Raw genomic sequence first — 21,680 nt, forward strand, 5'->3', positions numbered from 1 at the left:
TTAAGATATTTGGAAAGCATAGAGTTTCTGTAAAAACTATGCTTTCTAACTTTATCAAAAATAGCATCAATAATTATTAGCCATTTTTCATTACTTAACCGTTTTGTAAATGGCTATATCATGGATCACATCATAAACATGGAAATAAAAAGATGATTCAGTCATTAAATACCAAGATAGATTTAACGGTAAAAGCCACTGCTTTCACTGGCTTTACCGAGTATGGCAGTATTATGATTGGTGATAAAGCCTTTGAATTTTATCATCAACAAGATAGCCGAAAATATATTCAAATCCCTTGGGAAGAAGTTGATTATGTTATTGCATCGGTTTTATTTGGTGGAAAATGGATCCCTCGTTATTCAATTCAAACTAAACAAAATGGCACTTTTTCCTTTGCATCAAAAGATCCCAAAAAAGTATTAAAAGCAATCCGTGTTTATATTGATGGACAAAAAATGGTTAGATCATTAGTTTTTTTTGATGTTTTAAAGCGTGCTTTTTTTCATAAAAAAAAGAAAAGTTAGGGGTGATTACCCTAACCACAAAAGAACTTAATTTATATTGTAGTTACTTCTAATGAATTGATAAAATTTTTGAGCTTGTTTCGACAATTGCCTCTCTTTTTTCTTAATTAAATAGACCGCTCGTTTTAATGAAATATCTTTGAAAGGAATAATAGCAATATTATCGTGTTCAAATTGAAATAAGGTTAAACCAGTGGTAATACTTACTCCTTGATTAACAGAAATTAAACCCATCATTGAAGTTAATTGCCTCACTTCCATCGCATATTGGATATTGTATAATTGTGTAAGTTGATCAGTGTAAATTCGAATACTGGTTCCTTTTGAAAAAGCAATAAAATTTTGCCCTTCTAACTCTTTTAATTCTACAGATTTTTTCTGTGCCAGTTCATTATCTTTATGGCAAATTAAATAAAAATCATCTGAAAACAGTAGTTCAGCATGAATATCTTTTACTGTAGGGGTTCCTGCTGCAACTGCAATATCGGCAGAATTATCAATAATAGAGTGCAAACAACTATCCCATTGTGTATCTAAGATATCGACTCTAATTTTAGGATTTTCGGTATTAAATTTGGCGATCATTTGTGGCAACCATTTAACCGCTAATGAGGGTAAAACCGCTACAGTTACACTCCCTTCCTCGCCACTGGAATAACGCTTTATTTCACGAATAGTATTATCGTAGTTATGCATAAGATTTCTGGCTAATTCAATAAAATGTAAACCATCAATATTAAGTTGAACTTTCCGAGTATCGCGGTCAAACAATCTAAAGCCTACTTCTTGTTCTAAAGTTGCAATCAATGCGCTAAATGCAGGTTGAGATAAATTAACAATTTCCGATGCACGAGTAAAATTCTCTGTTTCAGCTAATGCGAGAAATGCACGTAATTGCTTAATAGAAATATTCATAATACAACTGATCTCTAAGTCTTTTCTAAATAGTAAAAATAGCAATTTTCATAAAATTAATCTGTACAGCCAATCTCTTAGCGTTATTGAACTGTATCATATTTTTTATTTATTTGAGCTAGTTATCAAAATCGATTTTTATTTTTTGTGACATTGGTACGGTCAAATAACACTCTATTTTTGATTATTATTATAACTAATTGAAAATATGCTTATTTTTTAACTAAAGATCTATAGAATTAAACAATTTATTTATCTGTAATGCAAATAAATAGCTTCTTATCATAACCACAAATAAATTCATTCCTTATTCAAATAATTGCCTTGATTTTACTTGTATATCATACGGTAAGTATTCATTTAATTAAGGAGATTATCTATGTTAGCACTCACCGGCATTTTAACAATTGTCGTTATGTTGTACTGCATAATGTCAAAACGAATGTCCCCTATTGTTGCATTAATTGTCATTCCCACGATCGGGGCATTAGTCGCCGGATGTGGTTTAGAAACGCCAAAATATATTGTAGCTGGCATTACAAAACTTGCCCCAATGGCTGCAATGTTTGTTTTTGCTATAACATTTTTTGGTGTTGTAACAGATGCAGGTATGTTTGACCCTATTATCAAACGCATTTTACGTTTTGTTGGTGCCAATCCTGTGAGGATCTTGATTGGTACAGGTATCTTAGCGCTAATTGCCCATTTAGACGGCAATGGTGCAGTAACCTTCCTAGTTACCGTACCAACTATGTTACCTCTGTTTGAAAAATTAGGAATGGATAAACGCATGCTAATCGGTATTACCGCATTAAGTGCAGGTGTTAACTTCCTACCATGGACAGGCCCAATGATTCGTGCAGCTAGTGCATTAAATATTTCCACTCATGATCTTTTTACTCCACTTATCCCCGCTCAAATTGCCGGGCTAACATTCATGATTTTCATGGGCTATTACTGGGGTAAAAAAGAGCAAAAACGCTTAGGACTAACCAAAGAAGCAATTCTTGCAAGTGGTGGTATTCAACACCATGAAAAAGAGTTAACTGAAGAAGAAAAGAAACTTCGTCGTCCACATCTGTTTTGGGTAAATATTGCTTTAGTTATTGCCATTTTATGCACTATGGTATTTACCCGTATTTCACCAACCGTCGCATTTATGATCGCTCTCACACTTGCATTAATGATCAACTACCCTAATGTTAAAATGCAGTCTGAACGAATTAATGCGCACGCTAAAGCAGCATTAATGATGGCAAGTATTTTATTTGCTGCGGGTGCTTTTACTGGGATCATGACTGGTTCAGGTATGTTAAAAGCTATGTCAGAAGCTGCGGTTCATTTCATTCCAGAGCATTTTGCCAGCCATGTGCCATTTATCACGGGTATTGTTTCTATGCCATTAAGCCTTATTTTTGACCCTGATTCATACTATTTTGGCATTATGCCTGTTGTTGCCAATACGGTTGAAATGCTAGGCGTACCTGGTATTCAAGTTGCTCAAGCATCAATTATGGGGCAAATGACGACTGGTTTCCCAGTTAGTCCACTAACACCAGCGACCTTCTTACTTGTTAGTCTTGCTGGAGTTGAATTAGCTGATCATCAAAAATTCAGTATCCCTATTTTATGGTTAGCAAGCATCATTATGACCGTTGCTTGTGTTGTTACTGGTGTGTTCCCGATTTAAATTTAACAGAGGTATTTAATTATGAAAACAATAAGAATTGGTTGTGGAGCGGGTTATGGCGGAGATCGTATTGAGCCAGCAGTAGAACTCGCACAAAAAGGGCAAATTCAATATTTAGTCTTTGAATGTTTAGCTGAAAGAACGATTGCAATAGGTCAAAAACAAAAACAGAGTAATCCTAATGCAGGTTTCAACGAATTATTAGAAGCAAGAATGCGTGCCGTTTTACCATTATGCGTTGAAAATAAAATAAAAATCATTACTAACATGGGGTCCGCAAACCCACAAGCTGCAGGTAAGGCTATTCAATCTATCGCTAAATCACTCGGTTTATCGGGACTAAAAATTGCTGTAGTTGAAGGTGATGATGTTTATCAATCTGTAGTTGATCAAGATCTTAAACTTGATGATATTGGCAAAAAGATTTCTGAATCTGATAAAAAAATTGTTTCAGCTAATGCTTATTTAGGTTGTGAAACATTAGTTGAAGCGCTCAAAGCTGGTGCTGATATTGTTATTACTGGACGTGTTGCTGATCCTTCACTATTTTTATCGCCAATGGTGTATGAATTTGGTTGGTCATTATCAGATTGGGATAAACTAGGTAAAGGCACTGTTGTTGGTCATTTACTCGAATGTGCAGGTCAAATAACTGGTGGATACTTTGCCGATCCAGGTTACAAAGATGTTCAAGGACTTGCTCGATTAGGTTTCCCGATTGCTGAAATCAATGAAAATGGTGAAGCTATTATTACTAAAGTTGCTGAAGCTGGTGGTTGTGTCACCGTTGATACATGTAAAGAACAGATGCTCTACGAAATCCATAATCCTCAATTATATATTACGCCTGATGTTGTAGCTGATTTTTCAAATGTCACTTTCAAACAAGAAGCTAAAGATCGTGTTGCCGTATCAGGAGCCACAGGTAAACAGCGAACAGATACCTTAAAAGTTTCTGTGGGTTATTTAGACGGTTTTATTGGTGAAGGTGAAATGAGTTATGCTGGACCGGGGGCAATAGAGCGAGGACAGTTAGCGCTAGACATAGTTAAAGAACGTTTATCTATTATTAACGCCAAAGCTGACGAATTGCGTTTCGATTTAATTGGCGTAAATTCGCTACACGGCAACAAATTATCACAAGATAGTAAACCGTATGAAGTAAGAGTGCGCGTTGCAGGTCGCTTTAAAAACAAAGCTGATGCATCATCAATCGGTAATGAAGTTGAAGCGCTGTACACCAATGGTCCTGCCGCCGGTGGTGGTGCGTTCAAATCTGTAAAAGAAATTGTGGCTATGGATTCAACTTTGATTGAACGTAAATCGGTCAAACCAGTTATCAATTATTTGGAGGTATAAGATGAAATTAAGAGAACTTGCACATTCACGCACCGGAGATAAAGGCAATATCTCAAATATTTCAGTTATTGCTTATGATATAAACAATTATGAAAAATTAAAGGCTGCTATTACCGCAGAAAAAGTAAAGGATTTCTTTTCAGACATTGTTAAAGGCAATGTTGTTCGTTACGAACTCCCTAATATTGGTGCCTTAAACTTTGTCATGTATGAAGCATTAGGAGGTGGCGTTACACGCACCTTAGCGCTTGATATGCATGGAAAAGGCCTTAGTGCAGCACTAATGGATATGGATATAGAATAAACACAACTTTTTCATTACCACTTTTTACCTTTCCAATCCCATCAATTACCATTGATGGGATTTCTCATTTTTTACAGTGTTAGATAACTATTTTACTTGCTATCACCTAGAAACAGCCATTGCACTTTTTGCCAGAAAGAGTATAATTCTGGGGCTTTGATTTTGTCCATGTTGGGCAGAAGAAAGATTATTTTTAATTTAAGAGGATGTTATGGTAACTATTCGTTTAGCTCGTGGTGGCTCTAAAAAGCGCCCTTTTTATCAAGTAGTTGTCACTGATAGCCGTAACCCACGTGATGGTCGTTTTATTGAGCGCGTTGGCTTTTTTAATCCAATTGCACAAGGTAAAGCAGAAGAATTACGTTTAGATCTAGATCGCGTAAATCATTGGGTTGGTTTAGGTGCAACCGTTTCTGATCGTGTTAATGCATTGATCAAACAAGCACAAAAAGCTGCTTAATTAAGTAATAAATAGTCACTGTAATGATGAATACTGAGAATCTAATTGTTGTAGGTAAACTTGGTTCAAGCTATGGCATTCGTGGATGGCTCAGGATTTTTTCGTTTACAGAATATCCAGATAGTATTTTTGATTACAAACCTTGGTATATTCAGCGTGCTGGAAAATGGCAAGAAGTAATCGTAGAAAGTTTTAAACCGCATAATCAAGATATGATTGTGAAGCTTGACGGTATCGATGATCGTGACCAAGCAAATGCATTAACTAATGCTGAAGTTTATGTTGATGCACAAAAGTTACCACCACTTAATGAGGGTGATTTTTATTGGAAAGATCTGATTGGTTGCCAAGTAAAAACAATCAACGGTTATAATTTAGGTCAAGTTACTGATTTAATGGAAACCGGATCTAATGATGTTTTGGTGGTTAAAGCAAATCTAAAAGATGCATTTGGTGCAACAGAACGTTTAATCCCTTTTGTTGAAGAGCAATTTATTAAACAAGTTGATTTAACAACAAAAATGATTGTGGTCGATTGGGATCCAGCTTTTTAATTAGTAAAGGTAAGAATATGTGGATTGGCGTTATTAGCCTTTTTCCCGAAATGTTTCAAGCTATTACTGGTTATGGTGTAACTGGTCGAGCCGTTAAAAACGGGCTGTTAACAGTAAATTATTGGAACCCGCGCGACTTTGCGCATGATAAGCATAAGACTGTCGATGATAGACCTTATGGCGGTGGCCCCGGAATGCTAATGATGGTGCAACCCCTTAAAGATGCAATTCATGCTGCAAAAGCAGTAGCTGGAAACGATACAAAAGTAATTTATCTTTCTCCACAAGGGCGCAAATTAAACCAACAAGGTGTTTGCGAATTGTCTCAAAGTGAAAAGTTAATTTTAATTTGTGGACGATACGAAGGAATAGATGAACGCGTGATCCAAACCGAAATTGATGAAGAGTGGTCAATTGGGGATTACGTACTGAGTGGTGGTGAATTACCGGCGATGACTATGATTGATGCACTAGCTAGATTTATTCCTGGCGTGCTACATCATCAATCATCAGCAGAAGAAGACTCTTTTGCAAACGGTTTACTTGATTGCCCTCACTATACCAGGCCTGAGGTGTTAGATGGTATGGCGGTGCCTGATGTATTAATGTCTGGTCACCATGAAGCGATTCGTCGTTGGCGATTAAAACAATCACTAGGACGAACTTGGTTAAGAAGAGAAGATCTTCTTGCAAATCTAGCTCTGACTGATGAGGAGCAATGTTTACTTACTGAGTTCCAACAGGAATACAGTAATAAGCAAAGTGATTAAAATTTCAGTATAACTAGTAAAGAGACAATATTATGAAAAATGCTATTATTCAGCAATTAGAACAAGAACAAATGAAAAAAGACATCCCGTCTTTTCGTCCGGGTGATACGGTTGAAGTAAAAGTATGGGTTGTTGAAGGTAATAAAAAACGTCTTCAAGCTTATGAAGGTGTGGTTATTGGAATTCGCAATCGTGGTTTACACTCTGCATTTACAGTGCGTAAAATTTCGAATGGCGAAGGTGTTGAACGAGTATTCCAAACTCACTCACCAATTGTTGATTCAATTACTGTGAAACGTCGTGGCCAAGTACGTCAAGCTAAGCTTTACTACTTACGCGAACTTCGAGGTAAAGCAGCTCGTATTAAAGAGCGTCTTAACTAATTTTTATCGGTTAGCGATAAAAAAACAATTACACTATATCAAATTAAATATGGTCACCTTTTAGGTGACCGTTTTTATATCTATTTAATGCCAACAATCGTTGACAAATTAAAGTAAATCCTAATATAAGCATAAAGGCGATACTATGGGTGATTATGTTATTGATATTCTTGCCACAACGTTAAAATTGTTTGCATTAATGACACCTCCTGCGGTGTTAAGTGCTTTTTTAAGTGGTACCAAGCAATATGATGAACAGCAAAGACGTAAAACTGCGCTTAAGACATCATGTGCAGTTTTCATTATCGGCATTATTTTGTTTTTCATGGGTAACGCCATGTTTAGCGTTTTTGGTTTTACACTTGATGCATTTAGAATCGGATCTGGTGCATTATTATTCTTAACAGCCGTATCTCTGATGAATGATTCACCTGAAAAAAATAAAATCAATAGCGATGAAGATATTAGCGTTGTACCTTTAGCGATTCCTCTTTGTATGGGTCCTGCCTCAATTGGTACTATTATAGTGCTAGGTACTGGTTCGATTGGTTTTGTACAAAATATGATTGGCGCATTTTCATTGTTGATTGCCTCTGCGGGGATCTATGCGATGTTGTTATGTGCTAAAAGTATTGCCAAAGTATTAAAAAATACCGGAATTGCTATTCTCGCCAAATTAACAGGATTATTACTTTCAGCCATTGCTGCTCAAGTAATTTTTACCGGTGTTGCTGCATTTTTAAAATGATTAATCTTACTTATCTTCTTGATATGGCATATTTACCATAATAAAGGTGACAAACTACATTACGTAATATTCAGCATCAATAAACAGTATTTTATTTGGCTAAATACACAAACAATATTAAAACGTAATAATGACATTAACTATTACGTTAGCACTAACAATACCAGATTGTTAGTGCTTGATACATGACCTACAAAATGATTAGTTGAAATTATTATTTATAATAATATTCTTTTTTTTATAAAAGAAATACGAAATCAAAATAACAACAACTAATATTAATTCAGATAATAAAATAAAATGCCCCGATTCACCAAACCAAACACCAATAATAATTACAATATTGACAATGATTGAAATGGCCGCTAACCATGGAAATAGTGGCGATTTAAATTTTATCATCTCCTTAGGATACTTACCGTTATTGACACCTTTACGGAATTGATACTGACACCAAGCGATAATGATCCACGCAAAACAGCCCACTTGACCAGTACTTGCCACTAAATAGATATAAAGCCTGTCAGCTGCAATATATTTAGAAAACAGTGAAACCAGTGCAATGGTTGAAATAAATAATATCCCTTTCGTTGGTACACCACGTTTGTTTACTTTGGAAAAAGATTTTGGTGCAAGATTATCTTGAGCCATAGACCATAACATTCTCGAACTAGCATAAATTGCTGAGTTTGCCGCTGATATTGCCGCACAAAAAATCACAAACAGCATCACATAGGAAGCAAAAGTGATCCCTGCTTTATTGAAAACCCAAACAAATGGACTAATTTCATTATGTTCTGTTCCATATGGATAAACAAGCGCTAATACAGCAATGGCTAATACATAAAATAGAATAATCCGAAAAGCAACACCGATAATAATTTTCGGTAACACTGATTGTGGTGACTGCGCTTCACCAGCTGCTGATCCAATTAATTCCACTCCCTGAAATGAATAAGTAACAATGGTCATGCAGATAAATATCGACAAAAAGCCATTAGGAAACCATCCATGTTCAGTTTTAAATGTAGGCAAGATATGTGTATCTTGATATTGCTGATAGAGTAAGTAAACACCTATACCAATAAAAGCAATAATCGCCAAAACCTTAATTGTTGAAAACCAATATTCACTTTCGCCAAAAGCGCGAACCGAAGTCAAATGCACTGAGGTTATAACAATTAATATAAGGAGACTAAAAAGATATATGGGAATTGAAGGAAAAACTTGATGAGCTATCATTGACGCAGCAGTTAAATCCGCAGCCATAGATAGAACCCAACTAAGCCAATATAACCAACCTATTGTATAACTCCAGATAGGATTGGGTATAAACATTAATGCATAGTGTTGAAAAGAACCGGCATGAGGGAATGCGCAAGAAAGTTCTCCTAAACATAACATCGTCGAAAGCATGATGCTTCCTGCCAATAAATAAGCAATAATTGTTCCTAAAGGTCCAACTGTGCTTAGTGGTGCTGCAATACCTATAAATAATCCTGTCCCGATAGATCCACCTAACGAAATCATCAATAGATGACGATTTTTTAGATTTTTCTTTAAATTACTGGGATAAGGACTTTCTTGAGATTCTGAGGTTGCCATGTAACCCGCCTAATGATCAATAAAAACTGCTGGTTTCCCAGCAGTTAACACGAATTAATAAATAAACCGTTTTTCTACACCACTTGTTTGACATGCCATTAGTAATGCAGTGTAATCAAGCTCAAAACCAATGATATCGCCAACACGCAATGTCTGAGTAACATCCTCAATATCGACTAAGGTATGATCACTAGTTTGACCTAAAATAGTAATGTTATCATCGATAGGAACACAATTTTCTACCGGAACATCTTGACGCCCAAAGGCAAGAAGCGCTCGTTTACGTGTACCGTGATCAACAAATGTTTTACTATTTAAAAAAGCATCTACACCTAATTCACCAACGGGAACAGTTGGTTTACTATTGAGTTCAATGATTTGGGCATATAATTTATAAAGATTACTACATGCTTTATCAACTGGTTTTTTAGAATGATGAAATTCATCTAAATATTTCATATCAACATACTCAATACCAAACTCATGTAAACCACCAATTCTCAAATGATTCAATCCTTTCGGCCAAATACCTTTGTCTAATAGATGATAACTAGTACAATTACCGGCCGATAGATATTTTATCTTAATATTGCAGGATTCTTCTACTTTACGAGCTATATGTAAGAAATCTTCACCATTTTTGACAGTAGGTAACACTGTACCATAGCAGTTAAAGTTAGTGCCAAGCCCATAAAGCTCAACACCAGGTAAAGATAGTATTAGTTTAACAGTATCAATAATTTCATCAATATGTTCAAACCAAATACCTTCACGTAAATCACCCATATCGACCATTAATAGCACTTGATGGATCTTTTGCTGTTTTACGGCTTCATCTGAAAGAGCCTGTATAACTTCTTTTTCACTATTTAAGCTAATATCAGCATATTTAACCACATCACTGATTTCACTTAAACAAGGGCTACGTAATAAACAGGTTTTACAATTTAATGCATCTTTCAGTTTCTTTAAATTGTAAGTTCTTGATTCAGCAATTACATCAATTCCACCGTCAAGAACCGCTTTGGCAGTTTCAACACAACCGTCAAATACCTTATTTACCGCCATCACTTCAATGCCGTGTTTCGCTAATAGATCTTTCTCAACACGAGCATTATTTTTTAATTTACGTAGATCAATTTCTAATATAGGTTTGTACATTCTATTACTCCTCTATATTTTATCGTTGTGCAAGACGATTACGTCGTTGCGCTCGATGATATATCCATTCAGCTAATACAATCGCTAATACTGCACCACCTACAATTTTAGCTATATACTCTACATAACCACCCATATCAATTTGAGCAGGTGGAATGAACACTAAAATCACTGCAAATAGCGTTGATAAAAAGCCTAAACCAGGTAAAACAATCGGCATTACTTTTCCAGGAATTTTAAAACTACGTGGTACATCTGGTTGAGTAATACGTAAACGATAATAAGCAATAAACATCACTAAGTATGGAATAAAATAACATATTGTTGTTAACGCAGTTAACATCCAATAAGCGGCTGCAATACTTGGTGATACAAAAGTTGAAAAACATAAAACCGTTACAATAATTGCTTGGATAATTAACGCAAATGCTGGTGTTTTATAGACTGGATGTAAACGACCAATGCGTTCTCCAAGTAAATTATCTTCTTTTGATGCTTCTTGTAACATATAGATAGGGCCAACTAACCATGAATTAATTTGTCCTAATGCACCAAAGAATAAACAAATAGCCATAACAGGTAATAACCAAGGCATATGTAATTCACCAGCCGCTGCTTCCATCGCCTGCATAACACCCGCAACAATATCAGTATCTTGAGCAGGTAACAAGGTATTAATCGCCCATGAACCAATCATATAAATACCCACAATTACCACAGCTGAAACTGCCATTGCTTTAGGGAAATCACGTTGTGGATTTCGGGTACGTCCTGCAATCATCGGTGCAACTTCAAGACCAGCAAAAGCAAACATCATACTTGATAAAAAGACAATTGTATCCCAACTGCTTAAATCAGGTAACCAATCACTTACGTGACTATAATCGGTTGCCATTGGATGACCAGTTAATAACCATACTATAGCTAATACAATAATAATCGCTGCCGGAATAAATACCCCAAGCCAAGCGCTTACACTATTGATAATCTTAGTCCATTGCATGCCTTTAATATTCATCAGCGTCAAAATCCAAAAGACAATCATGGAACCAACACCAATAAATACTTGATTCTGCGCTAACTCCGCACTAAACATATAACCAATTGCAGTAAAACCAAATTGCAACATTAGCGGGAAGAAAAGCACACAAGAAAACAGGAAGCAAACAACGACTATCCAGCCAATACGCTTACCAAAAGCTTCTTTAACCCAGACAAAAATCCCACCATCTTTCGGCCAGCCAGTTGAAAGCTCACCACAAACCATGGCTAATGGGAAGAAAAGACAAAACGCAGCAATTAGCCAAAGCAACATTGCCGACGCTCCATAAGGAGCAACATTAGGAATTTGACGTAAACTTAGTATTGCAATGACATTCATAAATACAATGTCTTTAATACCAAGTAAACTTGAATCTTTAGAATCACTCATAAATAACCTCAGATTATAATATCTGGAGCATTAAATGCCCCAGATAGTTCATGATTAATACAGGTCGTATCCAACCATATCTTCGTAAGTATCTTCACGGCGAATCAATCGATCTTTACCATCTTTATCTATCATAACTACAGATGTTCTTGGACGATTGTTATACACTGTTTGACTTTCAATGGTATAAGCACCTGCATCTAGGAAAGCAACAATATCACCAATTTGCGTATCTTTTGGCATTAAGAACTCTTCACCTTTAACACCTACATGGTAATAGTCACCACCATCACATAAAGGCCCAGCTAATTTGATGTATTCATCATGAGCTTCATTAATTTTAGAAGCATTGTAGACATAGAAGAACCAATCAAAATGTTGACTATCAGATAATACGCTGTAACCTGCATCAACAAATTTCCATTCAACATGCTCTTCAACGTTTCCGTCTAAATCGTAATTAGTTTTACGTTTTTCACAAGCAACTTCAGTAACTAAAACGCCAGCTGAACCTGTTACTTTTCGACCTGGTTCAATACAGATTTCAACATCAGTTCGCCATTTATGTACTTCACGGATTACTGCATCTGCGAAGTCTTGCGCGGTAATACCTGCATACATGTTATCTTGTAATGGATCACCATTTTCTTCATCATATTTATATGGAACTGGGATACCGCCACCTACGTTGATTAAATCAAATTTAATACCTAATACTTCTTCTAAACGACGTGATTCATCAACTAATACTTTGGTTGCTTTGGCAAAAGGTTCTGATTCAGGAACCTGATCCCCAACATGCATGTGCAAGCCACGTAAATGCACATAAGGCATTTTAAGAATACGGCGGCAAGTCTCTTCCGCTTGTTCTAAATCAATACCAGATTTGGCATGATATGCAGTAACTAACTCAGCATGAGTTGCTGATGGCACATTCGGTTCAACACGAACACAAACATTAGCAACTTTTTTCAAGCGGGTCGAAATTTCATCAATAATATCAAGCTCATATAAGCTATCTACGTTAATAATGTAAAGATCATTTTGGATTGCAAATTCTAAATCAACTGGTTTTTTAACGACGCCGTTGAAAACGATTTGACTACCACTAAAACCAATTTCTAAACATTTGCGTACTTCAAACATTGAGTTTGCTTCTGCGTAGATACCTGTATCTTTGATTGCTTTTAATACACCCATAACTGAACAAGTTTTTGAAGCATAGAAAATCTTAGTATTTGGATGTGCTTTAAAAGCCTCTTTTATTTCTTGAACATTACGGTCAATTTCTTTTTCAGAGAAAACATAAAAAGGAGTTGGATATTTTTTTGCTAACTCTTCCAAATTAACGCCATCAAAACATAATTTACCGTTGTCAGCACTGAAACGGCGATCTTTTGTTACAAGATCTGTGCGTAATTTGTTATAATTTGACATAATTGTGTCGGACATATGACCTCCAGTTAATTAGTACATTAAAAAGATATGTAAAAAGGTTTCTCACTTACAATGCAATCAGCATGCCAACTTATAAAACACTAATAATCAATTAGTTAACAAAATAATTACAAAAACAATATTAGTCATTAAGTATAAATTTTGTTTTTATGACGGAAATTTGTCGTTCTTGTTAGTGATGGTTGAAAGATATTTAAATACAAAAATCAAACTACATTGAGTAAATAATTCGAATTTCAAAAGGTACCAATATCATGATAATTGATCCTGAGTTATTACAAGCATTGGAAATTTTTAAACATTTCTTTGACTTAATACATCAGCCAATGGCCATTATCGATAAAGAAGGTAAATATATTTATTATAATCAGGAAAGCGCAGATCTTGACGGTTTTCCTAAAGAACAAGCAATAGGCAAACCACTGCTCAAAGTTTATCCTAATTTGAAAAAAGAAGATAGTACTATGTTGCAATCTTTGCTACAGGGGAAAGAGTATCAAGATACTTATCAATCTTATTATAATCATGTGGGTAAATTAGTCGATTATCTACATACTACTGTACCTCTTTATAACAACAAACAAGAGATCGTTGGTGCAGTCGAAATTGGACGCGATTTATCTACCGTTCGACAACTTCAAGATCAAGTATTTAATCTAAATAGTAAGTTATACCAAAATACCGAACAACCTCTACCAGAAATTATCTTTGCATCTAAAAAAATGCAAGAAGTTATCGATCAGACCAATATTTTAGGCGCGAATGATGTGCCTGTGTTAATTGTTGGCGAAACCGGTACGGGAAAAGAGTTATTTGCTCGCTTAATTCATCAAACCAGTCATCGTCGTGATAAGGCATTTATTTCTCTAAATTGTGGCGCTTTACCTACGACATTAATTGAAAGTACTTTATTTGGTACCGTTAAAGGTGCGTTTACCGGCGCTGAAAATCGTCAAGGGTATTTAGAATTAGCCAATGGTGGTACTTTATTTCTTGATGAACTCAACGCAATGCCACTGGATATGCAAAGTAAATTACTACGATTTTTACAAGAAAAAACCTATTGGCAATTAGGTGGCAATAAAGAAAAACACTCTGATGTCCGTATTGTTGCAGCCATGAATGAATCGCCTGCGGATCTATTAAATAGTGGTAAATTGCGCAGCGATCTGTTTTATCGTTTAAATGTCGGTTTGATCAAGTTACCTGCATTACGGGAAAGAACTGAAGACATACCTGTATTAGCAAGGTATTTTATTGATAAACATAAAAATGATGTAAATGTAGTCATTAGCGGAATTAGTGAACATGCACTGCAACAATTAATATCCGCACCTTGGCCGGGTAATGTGCGTATGTTAGAAAATGCCATTGTCAGAAGTATGGTACTGCAAAATGAACCGGGTGAATTACAACACATTACGCTCGATGATGAGTTATTTGATATCAATACTCCTTATCCACAAAATGAAGTTAATAGTAAACCTGAAAAAGCGGTAATAAATTATAGTGGCGAAAATAATAGTTTAACAGAACAAGTTGAAAGTTATGAGCGACAACTTATTGTTAATGCTTTAAATCAAGCTAATGGTAAAATCATTATCGCCGCTAAATTATTGAATATTTCTCGTACAACTTTGCAATATAAAGTAAAAAAATACAATATTCAGTTAGGTGTGCTTGATAGCTAGCAAAATAATGTTAGAAATTATAAATCAATAGCCTCAGCACAAGCAAAAGCACTGCTCCAGGCCCATTGAAAATTGTAACCACCTAACCACCCAGACACATCTACAACCTCACCAATAAAATAGAGGTTGGGTTGTGTTTTTGCTTGCATCGTTTTTGATGATAAGGCATCTGTACTCACGCCACCTAATGTCACTTCAGCAGTACGATACCCCTCTGTACCATTAGGAGTAATACACCATTGAGATAAAGCCTGATAAAGTGCTTGTTGTTGCTTACTATTAAGTTGTTTTACAGGTAGATCAGGGATAATGTTAAGTTGAATTAACACATCAACAAGCCGTTTAGGTAAAATTTGTCCTAAACAATTTTTAAGCGTCTGTTTTCGATTGTTTTCAAGTAACGGTTGAAACTGAACTGCAAATGACCAATCCGGCAACAAATTAATAATAATTGGTTCACCAGCTTGCCAATAACTAGAAATTTGTAAAATTGCAGGCCCGGAAAGTCCACGATGAGTAAACAGTAGATTTTCTTTAAAACTCATTTTTGTGTTAGAAACTTCAACAGGGATTGCTATTCCAGATAAAGTCGATAAAACATCTAACAATGGCTTATGTAAAGTAAACGGAACCAAACCCGCTTTTACTGGTACAACAGGTATAGCAAATTTTTCAGCTATTTTATAACCAATTGACGTCATACCGAGTGCAGGCATAGATAAACCACCGGTTGCCACGATAACCTTATCACTCTCAATAACACCTTGAGAAGTATGTAATTTGAATTGTTGATTATAGGACTCGATATTTTCAACTTGAGTTTGCAGCTTAAATTTAACAGAACCTTTTTGACACTCGTTAACTAACATATCAACAATATCTTGTGCTGAATTATCACAAAATAATTGACCATGATCTTTTTCATGATAAGCAATATGATATTGATTGACTAATTGAATAAAATCCCACTGCGTAAAACGCTTTAAGGCAGATTTACAAAAATGTGGATTTTGAGATAAATAATTTACCGACTCAATATTAAGATTAGTAAAATTACATTTACCACCACCGGACATTAAAATTTTTCGTCCGGTTTTTTTACCATTATCAACGACTGTAACATCATAACCTTTTTGCCCAAGTAACCCAGCACAAAAAAGCCCTGCCGCACCGGCACCAATAATAGTGATTTTAGTTTGCATAATGATTAATTATATTAATAGATAGGTAAAATTATAGCAGGAATAAAGATAATTATGTAAAACTTATATTTGAACAAAAAAGCTTAATCCCACTAGCTACTACCTGCGGAATTAAGCTGTTTATTATTTAAATTTCTCGCATAACTGTATACATTAAAAAGATAAAGTACAACTATTCTGTTTTGATTAACTTACTTTTCATTATGCTTTTTTTGCCGACACTTTCATCAACCTGTTCAAGGTCAGCCCCACCTACAAACACACCCATTTTTATAAATTGTCTAATAAAATAATTTTTTCCACCACTGGTCAAAATGTTCATACTATTATTACTAAACTCAGACTCTGTCTCAATAAGATGGGAACCTGATGGAACAACTTTATAAAAATAGGTTTTATCCGCTGTTTCACCTAAACGTACGCCATCAAGAAAAATAGCTTTCTTAAGAGCTTTACCAACAAAACTGTCTCTAAAAATATAAATTCCTGCAGAGTTATTATCAGGCAAAGCAAATTCTTTCGCTTCACTGTCTAATTTAGGATCAGCTAAATCTACTTTGGCAGAACACCCAATAAATAATAAACTTGCACCTAATAAAATTAGTATTTTAAAAAATTTCATAATATAAATAATTCCTTTTTAATCATGGTCAATTTCAATTTTTCGATATGAATAAAATTTATCTTACTAAAAAAACAAACATAATTATCATTAATAGCATTGAATATTAATAATCTGTATAACTTTAAATCAGATGATTACGAAATTCAACTAAGATAAAAACAATTTTGGCTCATTAGTTTCATTAATAACTTTAGTAAAAGTTATGAAAAGATTGACTTATAAGTAATATTTATTTGACCAAAATACTATTTTTCTTTAATTTCTCTGCCTATATAGGATAAAACCCTATACCTTCTCAAATTATAAAAAACGATTAATTAGAGGCAATGCTATGTTATATAACCAGCATCATGAAAAAGATAACTGCGGATTTGGTTTAATTGCACATATCGAAGGGCAACCAAGTCATAAAGTGGTGCGAACTGCAATTCATGGGTTAGCGAGAATGCAACACCGTGGAGCAATTTTGTCTGATGGCAAAACTGGCGATGGCTGTGGACTATTATTACAAAAACCAGATCGATTTTTTAGACTCATCGCACAAGATGCAGGATGGCGTTTAGCAACCAACTATGCCGTTGGTATGCTATTTTTAAGTCAAGATGAAAAAGAAGCACAAGCTAGCCGTGATATTGTCGAAGAAGAACTAGCAGAAGAAACGTTATCTATTTTAGGTTGGCGAGAAGTACCAATTGATAAAAGTGTCCTTGGTGAAATAGCCTTATCATCACTACCTAAAATAGAACAAGTATTTGTTAATGCTCCTGCTGGCTGGACTAAGATTGATTTAGAACGACGTTTATATATGGTACGTCGACGTATTGAAAAGCGAGTACAAGACGATACATTTTATGTTTGCAGTTTTTCTAATCAGGTAAATATTTACAAAGGGTTGTGTATGCCTAAAGATTTACCTAGATTTTACTTGGATTTAGCTGATCTACGCATGGAAACTGCCATATGTTTATTTCATCAACGTTTTTCAACCAATACTGTACCGCGTTGGCCTCTTGCTCAACCATTTCGTCATTTAGCCCATAATGGTGAAATCAATACCATTGAAGGTAATCGTCAATGGGCAAAAGCGCGTTCATATAAATTTAAAACTCCACTCATACCTGATTTACAAGATGCTGCGCCTTTTGTCAATGTGACTGGATCTGACTCTAGCTCATTAGATAATATGCTCGAACTATTCCTCGTTGGTGGTATGGACATTGTACGAGCTATGCGTTTACTGGTTCCGCCTGCATGGCAAAATAATCCTGATATGAACGAAGATCTACGTGCCTTTTTTGATTTTAATTCAATGCATATGGAACCATGGGATGGGCCTGCTGGGATTGTTCTATCAGATGGACGTTATGCCGCATGTAATTTAGACCGTAATGGATTACGACCTGCTCGCTATGTGATAACAACCGATAAACTTATCACTTGTGCATCTGAAATCGGTATTTGGGATTACCAACCCGATGAAGTAGTTTCTAAAGGACGTGTAGGTCCTGGTGAGTTACTGGTTATTGACACTGAAGAAGGACGTATTTTACAGTCTAGCGAAACTGATAACGACTTACAAAAACGTCATCCTTATAAAGAATGGATGACCAAAAACGTCAAACAATTAGTTCCGTTTGAAAGTTTACCCGATGATAATATTGGTTCTCGCGATTTCAACGATGCCACATTAGCCACCTATCAAAAACAGTTTGGTTATAGCTTTGAGGAGCTAGATCAATGCATTCGTGTTTTAGGTGAAAATGGTCAAGAAGCAACCGGATCAATGGGCGATGATACACCATTCGCAGTATTATCTAGTCGACCGCGCCTGATTTATGATTACTTCCGGCAAAAATTTGCTCAGGTAACTAACCCTCCTATTGATCCACTACGTGAAGCACATGTGATGTCGCTTTCTACTAGCATTGGGCGTGAAATGAACGTATTTGCCGAAGCGGAAGGACAAGCGCATCGTGTTTCCTTTAAATACCCTGTACTCGTTTATTCAGATTTACAACAACTAACAGCACTAGAATCACGTTACTACAAGTCAGAAACACTTGATATCACCTATGATATCGACGGTAGTTTACGTGATGCCATTGAACAGTTATGTGGTGATGCTGAAACCAAAGTACGTAATGGTACCGTATTAATTATCTTGTCAGATAAAAATATCGCGGCCGATCGATTACCTATTCCTGCACCAATGGCACTTGGAGCCGTACAACAACGATTAGTTGAGAAGAACTTACGCTGTGATGCCAATATTATTGTCGAAACAGGTAGTTGCCGCGATCCTCATCAATTTGCGGTACTTATCGGTTTTGGTGCAACGGCAATTTATCCTTATTTAGCTTATGAAACCATAGCGCAGCTGGTGGATAATGGTACGATTAAAAAGTCTTACCGCGAAGCGATCCTCAATTATCGTAACGGTATCAATAAAGGCTTATATAAAATTATATCAAAAATGGGCATTTCAACGATAGCCTCTTACCGTTGTTCAAAACTGTTTGAAGCAGTGGGTATTCATAATGAAGTCATTGAGCTTTGTTTTAAAGGGGTCTCAAGTCGCATTAATGGTGCTAATTTTGAAGATTTTGCCCAAGACCAATTTAATTTATCTAAAAGAGCTTGGCTACGTCGAAAACCATTAGAGCAAGGTGGATTACTAAAATTCGTCCATGGTGGTGAATATCATGCTTATAATCCAGATGTTGTACAATCACTACAAAAAGCTGTTAATAATGGAAGTTATGACGACTATAAATGTTATGCCGATATTGTAAACAATCGACCGATTGCAACATTACGCGATTTATTAAAATTAAATCCACCTGAAAATGTCGCCATTCCATTGGAGCAAGTTGAAAGTGAAGAATCACTATTCAAACGCTTTGACTCAGCAGCAATGTCAATCGGTGCGCTTAGTCCAGAAGCACATGAATCTCTTGCCGAAGCAATGAACACATTAGGCGGCTTTTCCAACTCTGGTGAAGGCGGTGAAGATCCTGCTCGTTATAACACCATAAAGGTATCGCGTATTAAACAAGTTGCTTCCGGACGTTTTGGTGTTACTCCTGGATATTTAATGAGTGCTGATGTGATTCAAATCAAAGTTGCTCAAGGTGCAAAACCAGGTGAAGGTGGTCAACTACCGGGAGACAAAGTCACACCATATATAGCTAAACTACGTTATTCAGTACCTGGCGTGACATTAATTTCGCCACCACCTCACCATGATATCTACTCAATAGAGGATTTAGCACAACTTATTTTCGATCTTAAACAGATTAATCAAAAAGCGATGATCTCGGTAAAATTAGTTTCTGAGCCGGGAGTCGGTACCATTGCAACAGGTGTTGCCAAAGCTTATGCAGATCTTATCACTATTTCTGGTTATGACGGCGGCACAGGCGCAAGTCCATTAACTTCGGTAAAATACGCTGGTTCACCTTGGGAACTTGGATTAGTTGAAACACAGCAATCATTAGTAGCCAATGGATTACGCCATAAAATTCGCTTACAAGTCGATGGTGGTTTAAAAACCGGTACTGATATTGTCAAAGCAGCCATTTTAGGAGCAGAGAGTTTTGGTTTTGGAACCGGTCCAATGGTCGCGCTAGGTTGCAAATACCTACGTATTTGTCACTTAAATAACTGTGCAACCGGTGTTGCAACCCAAGATGATAAATTGCGTAGTGAGCATTATCATGGCTTACCAGAAAAAGCGATGAACTACTTCCGCTTTATAGCTCGTAATACTCGTGAAATAATGGCTGAACTTGGTGTAAGTCGGATTGTCGATTTAATCGGTCGTACTGATTTATTGTTAGAGTTAGACGGAATTACCGCTAAACAACAAAAATTGAATTTATCAGGATTACTGGAAACGGCTACACCAGTTGAAGGCAAACCTGTTTACTGCATTGAAGATAATAAACCGTTTGATAAAGGTGTGCTTAACAAAGAAATTATAACCCAAACACAAGAGTGTGTTGATAATCGTCAAAGTAAGAGTTTTTACTTTGATATTCAAAATACCGATCGTTCCGTTGGCACTAGCTTATCTGGCTATATTGCTAAAAAATATGGTGATCAAGGTTTGGCTTCAGATCCAATCTCACTCAACTTTAACGGCACTGCTGGACAAAGTTTTGGCGTTTGGAATGCCAGTGGTGTTGATTTAACACTAACCGGCGATGCCAATGATTATGTTGGTAAAGGTATGGCCGGCGGACGAATAGTTATTCGACCACCTTTGGGATCTGCTTTCCTAAGCCACCAAGCAACTATTGCAGGAAATACCTGTTTATATGGTGCAACTGGTGGGAAATTATTTATGGCAGGTCGAGCAGGTGAACGTTTTGCTGTACGAAACTCTGGTGCAATTAGCGTTGTTGAAGGTATTGGCGATAATGGTTGCGAATATATGACAGGCGGAATTATTTGCGTATTAGGCAAAACTGGGGTGAACTTCGGTGCCGGCATGACAGGTGGATTTGCGTATATATTAGATGAAGATAGTGATTTCCATAAACGTATTAATAAAGAGTTAGTTGAAATATTAAATGTTGCCGATCACTCAATTCACGAAGAACATTTACGTGGTTTAATTATGGAGCATGCTCAACTTACGCACTCATCACGCGCTGAAGAAATTTTGGCTAACTGGCAAGATTTTGCTAAAAAGTTTGTTTTAGTCAAACCTAAATCAAGTGATGTAAAAGCATTATTAGGTCACCGTAGCCGCTCAACAGCCGAACTACGCGTTCAAGCACAGTAAGGAGAAC

18 protein-coding genes are annotated in these 21,680 nt (G+C 36.0%); 11 read left to right on the plus strand and 7 right to left on the minus strand.

Annotated elements, in window-relative coordinates:
• Positions 1 to 152 precede the first annotated feature (152 nt).
• Entirely contained in the window at positions 153 to 527 is a 375-nt protein-coding gene (locus A9G11_RS04850) for a DUF956 family protein (RefSeq protein WP_065618386.1), read from the plus strand.
• 27 nt (positions 528 to 554) lie between these two features.
• On the opposite strand, the gene A9G11_RS04855 is transcribed toward A9G11_RS04850, so the two are convergent.
• Positions 555 to 1,442, minus strand: a complete 888-nt coding sequence (locus tag A9G11_RS04855; protein ID WP_065618387.1) for a LysR family transcriptional regulator — start codon at positions 1,440 to 1,442, stop codon at positions 555 to 557.
• Between the two features lie 379 nt (positions 1,443 to 1,821).
• Here A9G11_RS04855 and A9G11_RS04860 point away from each other — a divergent pair, with 379 nt between their 5' ends.
• From A9G11_RS04860 to A9G11_RS04895, 8 genes are all read left to right on the plus strand, one after another.
• Complete coding sequence (locus tag A9G11_RS04860; RefSeq protein ID WP_065618388.1) at positions 1,822 to 3,132, plus strand: CitMHS family transporter; 1,311 nt, start codon at positions 1,822 to 1,824, stop codon at positions 3,130 to 3,132.
• Positions 3,133 to 3,153: 21 nt separating this feature from the next.
• Positions 3,154 to 4,491 (plus strand): acyclic terpene utilization AtuA family protein, encoded by a 1,338-nt coding sequence (locus A9G11_RS04865; protein ID WP_065618389.1) that lies wholly within the window; start codon positions 3,154 to 3,156, stop codon positions 4,489 to 4,491.
• A 1-nt stretch (position 4,492) separates the two neighbouring features.
• Positions 4,493 to 4,795: an AtuA-related protein gene (locus A9G11_RS04870; RefSeq protein WP_065618390.1), complete on the plus strand. Its 303-nt coding sequence runs from the start codon at positions 4,493 to 4,495 to the stop codon at positions 4,793 to 4,795.
• Between the two features lie 211 nt (positions 4,796 to 5,006).
• On the plus strand, positions 5,007 to 5,255 hold the full coding sequence (gene rpsP, locus A9G11_RS04875) for a 30S ribosomal protein S16 (RefSeq protein ID WP_034900786.1): 249 nt from the start codon (positions 5,007 to 5,009) through the stop codon (positions 5,253 to 5,255).
• Between the two features lie 23 nt (positions 5,256 to 5,278).
• On the plus strand, positions 5,279 to 5,809 hold the full coding sequence (gene rimM, locus A9G11_RS04880) for a ribosome maturation factor RimM (protein WP_065618391.1): 531 nt from the start codon (positions 5,279 to 5,281) through the stop codon (positions 5,807 to 5,809).
• A gap of 17 nt (positions 5,810 to 5,826) precedes the next feature.
• A complete protein-coding gene (trmD, locus tag A9G11_RS04885) occupies positions 5,827 to 6,579 on the plus strand; it encodes a tRNA (guanosine(37)-N1)-methyltransferase TrmD (RefSeq protein ID WP_065618392.1) in 753 nt (250 codons plus the stop codon).
• A 32-nt stretch (positions 6,580 to 6,611) separates the two neighbouring features.
• Positions 6,612 to 6,962: a 50S ribosomal protein L19 gene (gene rplS, locus A9G11_RS04890; RefSeq protein WP_034913735.1), complete on the plus strand. Its 351-nt coding sequence runs from the start codon at positions 6,612 to 6,614 to the stop codon at positions 6,960 to 6,962.
• A gap of 145 nt (positions 6,963 to 7,107) precedes the next feature.
• Positions 7,108 to 7,710: a MarC family protein gene (locus A9G11_RS04895; RefSeq protein WP_065618393.1), complete on the plus strand. Its 603-nt coding sequence runs from the start codon at positions 7,108 to 7,110 to the stop codon at positions 7,708 to 7,710.
• A 201-nt stretch (positions 7,711 to 7,911) separates the two neighbouring features.
• Here the strand turns inward: A9G11_RS04895 and A9G11_RS04900 are convergent, their stop codons facing one another.
• The 4 genes from A9G11_RS04900 to lysA are packed head-to-tail and all read right to left on the minus strand — an operon-like array spanning position 7,912 to position 13,360.
• Positions 7,912 to 9,315 (minus strand): amino acid permease, encoded by a 1,404-nt coding sequence (locus tag A9G11_RS04900; RefSeq protein WP_065618394.1) that lies wholly within the window; start codon positions 9,313 to 9,315, stop codon positions 7,912 to 7,914.
• Between the two features lie 54 nt (positions 9,316 to 9,369).
• Positions 9,370 to 10,476 (minus strand): alanine/ornithine racemase family PLP-dependent enzyme, encoded by a 1,107-nt coding sequence (locus A9G11_RS04905; RefSeq protein WP_065618395.1) that lies wholly within the window; start codon positions 10,474 to 10,476, stop codon positions 9,370 to 9,372.
• A 19-nt stretch (positions 10,477 to 10,495) separates the two neighbouring features.
• The gene (locus A9G11_RS04910) at positions 10,496 to 11,908 is read right to left on the minus strand and encodes an APC family permease (protein WP_065618396.1); all 1,413 of its coding nucleotides are present in this window, start codon (positions 11,906 to 11,908) and stop codon (positions 10,496 to 10,498) included.
• A gap of 54 nt (positions 11,909 to 11,962) precedes the next feature.
• Complete coding sequence (gene lysA / locus A9G11_RS04915) at positions 11,963 to 13,360, minus strand: diaminopimelate decarboxylase (RefSeq protein ID WP_065618397.1); 1,398 nt, start codon at positions 13,358 to 13,360, stop codon at positions 11,963 to 11,965.
• Between the two features lie 260 nt (positions 13,361 to 13,620).
• Between lysA and A9G11_RS04920 the strand changes: the two genes are divergently transcribed.
• Positions 13,621 to 15,057, plus strand: a complete 1,437-nt coding sequence (locus A9G11_RS04920) for a sigma-54 interaction domain-containing protein (protein ID WP_065618398.1) — start codon at positions 13,621 to 13,623, stop codon at positions 15,055 to 15,057.
• Positions 15,058 to 15,074: 17 nt separating this feature from the next.
• Here the strand turns inward: A9G11_RS04920 and A9G11_RS04925 are convergent, their stop codons facing one another.
• Positions 15,075 to 16,262, minus strand: a complete 1,188-nt coding sequence (locus A9G11_RS04925) for an NAD(P)/FAD-dependent oxidoreductase (protein WP_442902969.1) — start codon at positions 16,260 to 16,262, stop codon at positions 15,075 to 15,077.
• Positions 16,263 to 16,431: 169 nt separating this feature from the next.
• Positions 16,432 to 16,881 carry a DUF2846 domain-containing protein gene (locus tag A9G11_RS04930; protein ID WP_065618400.1) on the minus strand — a complete coding sequence of 150 codons (450 nt, stop codon included), beginning with the start codon at positions 16,879 to 16,881 and terminating at the stop codon, positions 16,432 to 16,434.
• A gap of 334 nt (positions 16,882 to 17,215) precedes the next feature.
• On the opposite strand from A9G11_RS04930, the gene gltB reads away from it, so the two are divergent.
• Positions 17,216 to 21,673 (plus strand): glutamate synthase large subunit, encoded by a 4,458-nt coding sequence (gene gltB / locus A9G11_RS04935; protein ID WP_065618401.1) that lies wholly within the window; start codon positions 17,216 to 17,218, stop codon positions 21,671 to 21,673.
• Positions 21,674 to 21,680 lie beyond the last annotated feature (7 nt).

Source organism: Gilliamella sp. wkB108 (assembly GCF_001690195.1).
Taxonomy (GTDB): Bacteria; Pseudomonadota; Gammaproteobacteria; order Enterobacterales; family Orbaceae; genus Gilliamella; species Gilliamella apicola_L.

What these genes read in the sequence shown, in the direction of transcription:
- A9G11_RS04900 (WP_065618394.1), bottom strand. Translation starts at nt 9,315, where the DNA reads ATGGCAACCTCAGAATCTCAAGAAAGTCCTTATCCCAGTAATTTAAAG.
- lysA (WP_065618397.1), bottom strand. Translation starts at nt 13,360, where the DNA reads ATGTCCGACACAATTATGTCAAATTATAACAAATTACGCACAGATCTT.
- rimM (WP_065618391.1), top strand. Translation starts at nt 5,279, where the DNA reads ATGATGAATACTGAGAATCTAATTGTTGTAGGTAAACTTGGTTCAAGC.
- A9G11_RS04895 (WP_065618393.1), top strand. Translation starts at nt 7,108, where the DNA reads ATGGGTGATTATGTTATTGATATTCTTGCCACAACGTTAAAATTGTTT.
- gltB (WP_065618401.1), top strand. Translation starts at nt 17,216, where the DNA reads ATGTTATATAACCAGCATCATGAAAAAGATAACTGCGGATTTGGTTTA.
- A9G11_RS04855 (WP_065618387.1), bottom strand. Translation starts at nt 1,442, where the DNA reads ATGAATATTTCTATTAAGCAATTACGTGCATTTCTCGCATTAGCTGAA.
- A9G11_RS04860 (WP_065618388.1), top strand. Translation starts at nt 1,822, where the DNA reads ATGTTAGCACTCACCGGCATTTTAACAATTGTCGTTATGTTGTACTGC.
- rpsP (WP_034900786.1), top strand. Translation starts at nt 5,007, where the DNA reads ATGGTAACTATTCGTTTAGCTCGTGGTGGCTCTAAAAAGCGCCCTTTT.
- A9G11_RS04905 (WP_065618395.1), bottom strand. Translation starts at nt 10,476, where the DNA reads ATGTACAAACCTATATTAGAAATTGATCTACGTAAATTAAAAAATAAT.
- trmD (WP_065618392.1), top strand. Translation starts at nt 5,827, where the DNA reads ATGTGGATTGGCGTTATTAGCCTTTTTCCCGAAATGTTTCAAGCTATT.
- rplS (WP_034913735.1), top strand. Translation starts at nt 6,612, where the DNA reads ATGAAAAATGCTATTATTCAGCAATTAGAACAAGAACAAATGAAAAAA.
- A9G11_RS04930 (WP_065618400.1), bottom strand. Translation starts at nt 16,881, where the DNA reads ATGAAATTTTTTAAAATACTAATTTTATTAGGTGCAAGTTTATTATTT.
- A9G11_RS04870 (WP_065618390.1), top strand. Translation starts at nt 4,493, where the DNA reads ATGAAATTAAGAGAACTTGCACATTCACGCACCGGAGATAAAGGCAAT.
- A9G11_RS04910 (WP_065618396.1), bottom strand. Translation starts at nt 11,908, where the DNA reads ATGAGTGATTCTAAAGATTCAAGTTTACTTGGTATTAAAGACATTGTA.
- A9G11_RS04865 (WP_065618389.1), top strand. Translation starts at nt 3,154, where the DNA reads ATGAAAACAATAAGAATTGGTTGTGGAGCGGGTTATGGCGGAGATCGT.
- A9G11_RS04850 (WP_065618386.1), top strand. Translation starts at nt 153, where the DNA reads ATGATTCAGTCATTAAATACCAAGATAGATTTAACGGTAAAAGCCACT.
- A9G11_RS04920 (WP_065618398.1), top strand. Translation starts at nt 13,621, where the DNA reads ATGATAATTGATCCTGAGTTATTACAAGCATTGGAAATTTTTAAACAT.